The 7,666-nt window shown below is 65.0% G+C and carries 7 protein-coding genes; 2 read left to right on the top strand and 5 right to left on the bottom strand.

What is annotated here, in order from left to right:
* Positions 1 to 604 precede the first annotated feature (604 nt).
* Entirely contained in the window at positions 605 to 1,372 is a 768-nt protein-coding gene (locus AmiPiv_RS16860; protein ID WP_340038637.1) for an aspartate/glutamate racemase family protein, read from the top strand.
* Here AmiPiv_RS16860 and AmiPiv_RS16855 read toward each other — a convergent pair.
* Positions 1,369 to 2,109, bottom strand: a complete 741-nt coding sequence (locus tag AmiPiv_RS16855) for a GntR family transcriptional regulator (RefSeq protein ID WP_340038636.1) — start codon at positions 2,107 to 2,109, stop codon at positions 1,369 to 1,371. The two genes, AmiPiv_RS16860 and AmiPiv_RS16855, sit on opposite strands and share 4 nt — an antisense overlap.
* A 197-nt stretch (positions 2,110 to 2,306) precedes the next feature.
* On the opposite strand from AmiPiv_RS16855, the gene AmiPiv_RS16850 reads away from it, so the two are divergent.
* A complete protein-coding gene (locus AmiPiv_RS16850) occupies positions 2,307 to 3,500 on the top strand; it encodes an amidohydrolase family protein (protein WP_340038635.1) in 1,194 nt (397 codons plus the stop codon).
* A gap of 21 nt (positions 3,501 to 3,521) precedes the next feature.
* On the opposite strand, the gene AmiPiv_RS16845 is transcribed toward AmiPiv_RS16850, so the two are convergent.
* The 4 genes from AmiPiv_RS16845 to AmiPiv_RS16830 all read right to left on the bottom strand — a co-directional run bounded on the left by AmiPiv_RS16845 (position 3,522) and on the right by AmiPiv_RS16830 (position 7,564).
* A complete protein-coding gene (locus AmiPiv_RS16845) occupies positions 3,522 to 4,298 on the bottom strand; it encodes an SDR family oxidoreductase (RefSeq protein ID WP_340038634.1) in 777 nt (258 codons plus the stop codon).
* A 4-nt stretch (positions 4,299 to 4,302) separates the two neighbouring features.
* The gene (locus AmiPiv_RS16840; protein WP_340038633.1) at positions 4,303 to 5,580 is read right to left on the bottom strand and encodes an L-fuconate dehydratase; all 1,278 of its coding nucleotides are present in this window, start codon (positions 5,578 to 5,580) and stop codon (positions 4,303 to 4,305) included.
* Positions 5,581 to 5,700: 120 nt separating this feature from the next.
* The gene (locus AmiPiv_RS16835; RefSeq protein ID WP_340038632.1) at positions 5,701 to 6,555 is read right to left on the bottom strand and encodes a fumarylacetoacetate hydrolase family protein; all 855 of its coding nucleotides are present in this window, start codon (positions 6,553 to 6,555) and stop codon (positions 5,701 to 5,703) included.
* A gap of 61 nt (positions 6,556 to 6,616) precedes the next feature.
* Positions 6,617 to 7,564, bottom strand: a complete 948-nt coding sequence (locus tag AmiPiv_RS16830; protein WP_340038631.1) for an ABC transporter substrate-binding protein — start codon at positions 7,562 to 7,564, stop codon at positions 6,617 to 6,619.
* Positions 7,565 to 7,666 lie beyond the last annotated feature (102 nt).

The raw sequence follows: 7,666 nt of genomic DNA, 5'->3' as shown, positions 1-7,666 counted from the left end.
CCGCGCCACGATGTCGGTGCCCATCTCGCCCGAGCCGATCAGGCCGATGCGGATCGGCTTGCCCGACTTCTGCCGCTCGATCAGCTCGCGCGCCAGGCCCACCGGTGCAACGTTGATCGTCATCTGATTGATCCTCCCACGACAAGCGAGCAGTTGCTCTTCTCATCGGAGTGGTATTGAACATATGTATTTCTGTCAATACGAATGTGCCGGTCAGCGCACGCGCTGCGCATATCCCGTCTACGCCTGGCGCCGCGCCATCGATGGTGCGAAAGCTACGCCCCGGCATGACCATGGCGCCTGGGCCGCGCCCTGATCGGCGGCGTCTCAGACAAATGCGCGCTCGCCTCGCCATGTATACAAAGCAGGTTGCTCTTACCTGAATGGGCCAGGCGCTCTGCGTCGGTCGTCAATGCCGGACAGGAGGCGACCTGTCGGCAGCGCCCTTCATGGCGCTTGGCCACGGCACGTTGAAGCTGAGGATTCCACGAAGGTTGAGTTGACAACCGGAAAATTACATCCAATACCAATTCAAGATAGTATACAATTATTCGGCGCCAGACGCCCTTCGCCATAGCAGGCCCTTCCGGCCCGCGAGGATCGCATGCGGATAAAGCTCATCAACCCGAACACGACGCAGTCGATGACCGATCTCATCGGCGACGCTGCCCGTGCGGTGGCTGCCCCGGGAACCGAAATCCTCGCCGTGACCTCGCGTTCCGGCGCGGCCTCCATCGAAGGCCACTACGACGAGGCGATGAGCATCATCGGGCTCGTCGACGAGATCATCGACGGGCCGGCGGCCGACGCCTATGTAGTCGCCTGCTTCGGCGATCCCGGCCTGCTGGCGGCACGCGAGATCACGGATGCGCCGGTGTTCGGCATCGCCGAAGCGGCAATGCACGCCGCGACATTCGTTTCCACCGGCTTTTCCGTGGTCACGACGCTGGAGCGCACCCGCGTCATCTGCGAGCATCTGGTGCGCAGCTACGGCATGCAGCACCATTGCCGCCGCGTGCGCGCCACCGACGTTCCGGTGCTCGAGCTGGAAAAGCCGGAATCGAACGCCCGCGCCGTCATCCTGGCCGAGTGCGAGAGGGCGCTGACCGAAGATCGCTCCGAGGCAATCGTGCTCGGTTGCGCCGGCATGGCCGATCTCGCGAAGTATCTGGAGGACAGGCTGCAGGTGCCGGTGATCGACGGCGTCGTGGCCGCGGTCAAGTTCGCCGAGGCGGTCGTCGGCATGGGCCTGAAGACATCGAAGCGGGGCGATCTCGCCTATCCGCTGCCGAAGGCCTATCGCGGCAAGCTGGCCGGCTACGCACCCGAGATAAGGCTCATCGGCGGATCGAGGACGCGAAAGGTCAGTTAACCCCGAGGCTTGAACAGCGTCCTGAAGTCGACCCGCACCGGTTGATCGGAAAGGTCGATCTGGGCTTCGATATGGCGGAGATGGTGGTCCATGTACTGCGCAGCTTTCTTGCCGTCACGCCGCTTCAAAGCGTCCACGATTTCCTTGTGCTCGCTGTACGAGCAGGGCACCGCGCCCGGCGATTCGTACAACGCGATGATCAGCGATGTACGCGAGACGAGTTCGTGGACGAAGTCGCGCAACACGTCGTTGCCGGCCAGCGAGGCAAGTTCGCGATGAAAGTCGCCCGAAAGCAGCAGCCGCTTCTGCTTGCTGTCCTGTTCGAGCGCCTCGGCCTCGGCGCCCACCATGGCCGTCAGCCTTTCGACATCGGCCTTGGTGATTGTCGATGCGAGTTTTTCGATGAGTAGGCACTCGACTCCGCGGCGCGCCTCGAACACCTGCCGCGCCTCCTCGATGGAGGGCTTGGCGACAAAGGCGCCCTTGTTGGGGATGAGGTCGACGAGCTTTTCGTGCGAAAGCCGTTGCAGCACCTTGCGGATGATGGTGCGGCTGACGCCGAACGCGCTCGCCAGTGCATCCTCCTGCAACGGCGTCGCCGGCCGGATCTGGTGATGGATGATCGCGGCGTAGATTTCGGCATGGATATGCTCATCGGTACCGCCGCCACGTTTCCGGGCCGGTCCGGATTGATCCGGCTGAACGACGGTCTTCAAGGCGCGAGGCTCGCGTAGCATGTCACGATCCTGGTGATTGGGCATAGGGAGGACGTAGTGTGTATTCTATCCCGTACAATGCCGCCATGGAACTTACCATAGCGGCCTTTCCAATCCGTCCGCCTGCCAACCGGCGATGATGCACTCCTTCCCGGTGCCACACCTGCGTTCGTGGCATCTTCGCGACCTCCTCACCCACCACTCCGCCGAGCTTTCCCATGACCGACCTGCTGATCACCAATGTCCGCCCCGACGCCGGAGCCACTGCCAACATCCTGATCGAGAACGGCCTGATCGCCGCCGTCGGGCCTAACCTCGCGCCGCGCGAGGGAATGAAGGTCGTGGACGGCAACAACGCTATTGCCATCGCACCCTTCGTCGAGGCGCATGTCCACCTCGACAAGATCCTCTGGGGATTGCCCTGGCACAGCATCAACGTGCCGGATTCGCTCAGGGCGATGATCGACAACGAAGTCGAGATCCGCCGTACCTTGCCCTGGTCGGTGCAAGAGCGCGCCGGCAACCTCATTCGCCAATGCGTAGTCATGGGCTCGACCCACATCCGTAGCCACGTCGACATCTCGCCCAACTACAAGCTCGACAATCTCCACGGCGTGCTCGAAGCCTGGGAGAGGACCAAGCACGCGGTCGACCTCGAGGTCGTCGCCTTCCCGCAGCTCGGCATGCTGGTCGAGCCGGGTACGGCCGAACTGATGGAGGCGGCCCTCGACGAGGGCGCGTCGATCATCGGCGGCATCGATCCCGCCAGGATCGACGGCGACCCGGCCTGCCACCTCGATACCATCTTCGACATCGCCCACCGCAAGCAGGCAAAGATCGACATCCACCTGCATGAGCGCGGCGAGCTCGGCCTCTACGAGATCGGCCTCATCGCTGAACGCACCAAGGCGCTCGGCATGCAGGGCAGGGTCATCGTCAGCCACGCCTTCTGCCTGGGCACTGCCTCGTACGACGAGCTGTCGCGCGCCATCGACCAGCTCACGGACGCCGGCATCGGCATCATCTCGGCCGTGCCGGGCGACATTCCCGTGCCGCCGCTGTTCGAACTCGCCGACCGTGGCGTGCGCTGCGCCATCGCCTCAGATTCGCTGCGCGACACCTGGAACCCGCACGGCAATGGCGACATGCTCGAACGCTGCTGGCTCCTGTCCTGGCGCGGCAACTGCCGCACCGACGCGGAACTGGTCGCTGCTCTCGACATGGGCACCAGGCGCGGCGCCGACCTGCTCGGCCTCGACGGCCACGGGCTGGAGCCGGGCTGCGACGGCAGCCTCGTCCTGGTCGAAGGCGAGAACCTCGCCCAGATCGTCGTCGACCGGCCGAAGCGCGCGCTCGTGGTCAAGCGCGGCCACGTCGTCGCCAGGAACGGCGCCTGGCTCGACAAGAAATAGGACAGGCCGCGCGCCGGCCAATCAGTCCAGCGCGCGATCGAGGTGGGTGTAGCCGCCGTCGACGAACAGCCATTGGCCGGTCGTGTGGCTGGCCTTGTCGGAGAGCACGAAGATGACGGTGTCGGCGATCTCCTCCGACGTCGTCATACGTTGTCCCAGCGGGATGCGGCGGGTGATTTCCTTAAGCCGCGCCTCGGGGTCGTCGAAGGTCTTCAGCCATTTCTCGTAGAGCGGCGTCATCACTTCGGCCGGGATGACGGCGTTGACGCGGATGCCGTCGCCGCGCAAGGCGGCCGCCCATTCGCGGGTGAGCGACAGCTGTGCGCCCTTGGCTGCGGTGTAGCCGCTGGTGCTGCCCTGGCCGGTAAGCGCGGTCTTGGACGAGACGTTGACGATCGCGCCGCGCGACTTTTTCAGCCATGGCAGGCAGTGATGCGCGGTGGTGTAATAGTGGATCAGGTTACGCTCGAGCGACTCGCGGAAGGCGTCAGGGCCGGCCTCGAGATCGATGCCGTCATTGATGCCGGCATTGTTGACCAGTCCGTCGATACGGCCGAAGGCCTTTGCCACCTGCTCGACGGCCGCGCCGATCTCGGGATCATGCATCAGCTCGACCTGGACGAACATCGCGCGCGGGGCGGCTGCCTTCAGCTTCGCGGCAAAATCCTCGGCCAGCGGGCTGCGGCCGAAGACGACCGGGATGGCGCCTTCGGCAGCGAGGCCGAGCGTGACCGCGCCGCCGATGCCGGCGCCGCCGCCGGTGACGATGACGACCTTGTCCTTGAGGCCCAGATCCATCCCGTCAGCCCTTGAACCGGTAGTCTTCGAGCGTCGCCGGCTTCATCTCGATGGAGAAGCCCGGCGCCATGGGCGGCATGTAAGCGGCGTTGCGGACGATGCAGGGTTCCTTGAAGTGTTCGTGCAGGTGGTCGACATATTCGACGACGCGGCCCTCGCGGGTTCCGGCGATGCAGACATAGTCGATCATCGACAGGTGCTGGACGTATTCGCACAACCCGACGCCGCCGGCATGGGGGCAGACCAGCAGCTTGTACTTCGCGGCCATCAAGAGCACGGCGAGAATCTCGTTGACCCCGCCGAGGCGGCAGGAATCGATCTGCACCACGTCGATGGCGCCGCGCATGATGAACTGCTTGAACATGATGCGGTTCTGGCACATCTCGCCGGTGGCGACCTGAACCGGGGCGACGCCCTCGCGGATCTTGCGATGGCCCTCGACGTCGTCGGGGTTGGTCGGCTCCTCGATGAACCACGGCTTGGCGAAGGCGAGGTCGCGCACCCAGTCGATGGCCTGGCCGACTTCCCAGACCTGGTTGGCATCGATCATCAGCTGGCGGTCGGGTCCGAGCACTTCGCGGGCGATGCGCAGGCGCCTGATGTCGTCGGCCTTGTCGCGGCCGACCTTGAGCTTGACGTGGTTGAAGCCGGCGTCGACCGCCTCCTGGCAAAGCCGGCGCAGCTTTTCGTCGCCATAGCCGAGCCAGCCGGCCGAGGTGGTGTAGCAGGGGTAGCCCTCGCGCTCGAGCGTGGCGATGCGCTCGGCCTTGCCGGGCGCCTTTTCGCGCAGCATGGCGAGTGCTTCGTCGGGCGTGATGCAGTCGGTGATGTAGCGGAAGTCGATGCAGCGCACGAGCTCCTCGGGCGACATGTCGGCGACCAGCTTCCACACCGGCTTGCCCGCCATCTTGGCCCAGATGTCCCAGACGGCGTTGACCACCGCACCGGTGGCGAGGTGGATCGCCCCCTTGTCGGGCCCGATCCAGCGCAACTGGCTGTCCGAGGTGACGTGGCGCCAGAAGCCGCCCATGTTTTCCGTGGCTTTGTCCATGTCGAGGCCGACGACGAGATGGCGCATCGCCTCGATCGCCGCGCAGCAGATCTCGTTGCCGCGGCCGATGGTGAAGGTCAGGCCGTGACCCTCGATATCAGGGGTGTCGGTCTTCAGGATGACATAGGCCGCCGAATAGTCGGGGTCGGGGTTCATCGCGTCGGAACCGTCGAGATGCTGCGAGGTCGGGAAGCGCAGGTCGAGCACCCGCATGTCGATGATCTTGGTCATGGTCTTGGGTCCTCACAACATGGTCCCGAAAAGTGCGGACTTTCCGGACGGGGTCGGGCGACTGGAACAAGGGCCCGGAGCGGGATGGCGGCTTGATGCGCGCCATCCCGCTCCGAGGGATCAGGCGGCGACGACGCGCTGCCTCTGGGTGCCGAGGCCTTCGATGCCGAGGGTCATCGTCTGGCCGGGCTTGAGATAGACGGGCGGTTTCTGGCCGAGGCCGACGCCGGGCGGGGTGCCGGTGGAGATGACGTCGCCGGCCTGCAGGCTCATGAAGCGGCTGAGATAGGATACGACCTGACGGACCGAGAAGATCATGGTCTTGGTCGAGCCGTCCTGGAAGCGCTTGCCGTCGACGTCGAGCCACATCTTGAGGTTCTGCGGGTCGGCGACTTCGTCTGATGTCACCATCCACGGGCCGGTCGGGCCGAAGGTGTCGCAGCCCTTGCCCTTGTCCCAGGTGCCGCCGCGCTCGATCTGGAATTCGCGTTCGGAGACGTCGTTGACGACGCAATAGCCGGCGACGTGGCTCATGGCGTCTGTCTCGTCGATGTAGCGGCCGGGCTTGCCGATGACCACGCCGAGCTCGACCTCCCAATCGGTCTTGACCGAGCCGCGCGGGATTTCGACGTCGTCGTCGGGACCGACGATGGCCGAGGTCCACTTGTTGAAGACGATGGGTTCGGCCGGAATAGCGGCGCCGGTTTCGGCGGCATGGTCGGCATAGTTGAGGCCGATGCAGATGAACTTGCCGATGCGGCCGACGCAGGCGCCCAGGCGCAGGTCCTGCTGCGGCGTGCCGGCGACCAGTGGCAGGGTCTCGGGGTCGATGCCGCGCAGGCGGGCGAGGCCTTCGGGCGTCAGCACATCGCCGGCGATGTCGTCAACGATGCCTGAGAGGTCGCGGACATGGCCGGACGCGTCGAGCAGGCCGGGCTTCTCTTTGCCCATGGGGCCGTAGCGGAGCAGTTTCATCTGGTGTCACCTTGCTGGGAAGAAGCCGGAGGCGGCGAACCGCCTCCGGTCGATGGATGCGTCAGTCGTAAAGGACGGCCGCGATCTCAGGCTTATCGATGTTCGACTTGTCGTAATAGTAGAAGCCGGTGTCGATGTGCTTTTCGACCGCTTCGCCCTTGGCCGCCTTCACCGCGGCCTCGACGGTCTTGTAGCCGATGCCGACGGGGTTCTGAGTGATGGCGCCGGCCATCTGGCCGTCGCGGATCGCCTGCTTCTGCTGGGCGCCCGAATCGTAGCCGATGATCACGAGCTTGCGGCCGAGCTCCTTGGCGCCGTTGACGACGCCGATGGCCGAGCCTTCATTGGCGCCGAACATGCCCTTGATGTCGGGGTTGGCCTGCAGGATCGCCTTGGTGATCTCGGTCGACTTGAGATGATCGCCCTCGCCATATTCGATGGCGACTATCTCGACCTTCGGATGCGCTTCCTTCATGCGGTTAACGAAGCCGTCGCGGCGGTCGATGCCGGTGCGGCTGGTCTGGTCGTGGACGACGAGCGCGACCTTGCCTTCATCGCCGATCAGCTCGGCCATCTTGTCGGCGGCGAGAGCGGCCGCGGCGATGTTGTCGGTCGAGGCGGTGGCCACGGGGATGTCGCTGTCGACGCCGGAGTCGAAGGCGACGACCGGGATCTTGGCGTCCTTGGCCTGCTGCAGCAGCGGGATCGCCGCCTGGCTGTCGAGGGCGGCGAAGCCGATGGCCGCCGGCTTCTTGGCAAGCGCCGCCGAGAGCATGTCGATCTGGCGGTCGACCTGCGATTCCGAATCCGGGCCCTCGAAGGTGACGGTGACGCCTAGGTCGGCGGCAGCCTTGTCCGCACCCGCCTTCACGGCCTGCCAGAACTGGTGCTGGAAGCCCTTGGAGATCAGTGGGATGTACATCTTGTCCTGGGCCATCGCGAAGCTCGCGCCGTAACCCAGGATCGCTGCGGCGCCGATGGCGCCGAGCAGGGTGCGTCTAGTGAACATGTTTCCTCCTGATGTTCATTTTCCGATCCGAATGTGCGTTCCGAATTTTTCTGGAGCGCGTTCGCCCTCTTCTTGGTGTTGGCGCAGCAACGAGCTGCGCGA

Source organism: Aminobacter sp. Piv2-1 (assembly GCF_037625995.1).
Lineage (GTDB): Bacteria > Pseudomonadota > Alphaproteobacteria > Rhizobiales > Rhizobiaceae > Aminobacter.
This window is presented reverse-complemented; position numbering and strand designations above follow the sequence as displayed.

Excerpts from the sequence above, each read along its gene's own strand:
- AmiPiv_RS16830 (WP_340038631.1), bottom strand. The coding sequence starts at position 7,564 with ATGTTCACTAGACGCACCCTGCTCGGCGCCATCGGCGCCGCAGCGATC.
- AmiPiv_RS16835 (WP_340038632.1), bottom strand. The coding sequence starts at position 6,555 with ATGAAACTGCTCCGCTACGGCCCCATGGGCAAAGAGAAGCCCGGCCTG.
- AmiPiv_RS16855 (WP_340038636.1), bottom strand. The coding sequence starts at position 2,109 with ATGCTACGCGAGCCTCGCGCCTTGAAGACCGTCGTTCAGCCGGATCAA.
- AmiPiv_RS16845 (WP_340038634.1), bottom strand. The coding sequence starts at position 4,298 with ATGGATCTGGGCCTCAAGGACAAGGTCGTCATCGTCACCGGCGGCGGC.
- AmiPiv_RS16860 (WP_340038637.1), top strand. The coding sequence starts at position 605 with ATGCGGATAAAGCTCATCAACCCGAACACGACGCAGTCGATGACCGAT.
- AmiPiv_RS16840 (WP_340038633.1), bottom strand. The coding sequence starts at position 5,580 with ATGACCAAGATCATCGACATGCGGGTGCTCGACCTGCGCTTCCCGACC.
- AmiPiv_RS16850 (WP_340038635.1), top strand. The coding sequence starts at position 2,307 with ATGACCGACCTGCTGATCACCAATGTCCGCCCCGACGCCGGAGCCACT.